The sequence below is a fragment of the Bacillus cereus group sp. BfR-BA-01522 genome (genome assembly GCF_022662635.1).
Lineage (GTDB): Bacteria > Bacillota > Bacilli > Bacillales > Bacillaceae_G > Bacillus_A > Bacillus_A cytotoxicus.
Window position 1 is genome coordinate 1 of record NZ_JAKUDY010000059.1, and the last position, 250, is coordinate 250.

The following is a 250-nucleotide window of genomic DNA, read 5'->3' on the forward strand; positions in this document are numbered from 1 at the left end:
ATGATTGAATACAAAACGTGAACAACCGATTGTTTTTGCAATTAGAATTTCTTGCCCCTTGTTTGGATAGATACGAAACTTATACACTTTGTTAACTAACATTGATTTCACCTCCTTTTAGTATATACTCATTATATATCAAACATAAGTATATACCGAAATGGAAGTGAAGTAGTATGGAACGTATTTCAAAATTAATTAAGTTTCCTGCTGATTTAGTGGCAGAAATCGAAAAATACCAAAAAGAAAA

The 250-nt window shown here is 29.6% G+C and carries 1 protein-coding gene; it reads right to left on the reverse strand.

Annotation, left to right across the window (positions count from 1 at the left end):
• A partial coding sequence (locus tag MR059_RS21645; protein WP_242162037.1) for a helix-turn-helix domain-containing protein occupies positions 1 to 102 on the reverse strand: 102 nt, incomplete at its 3' end.
• Between the last annotated feature and the right edge of the window lie 148 nt (positions 103 to 250).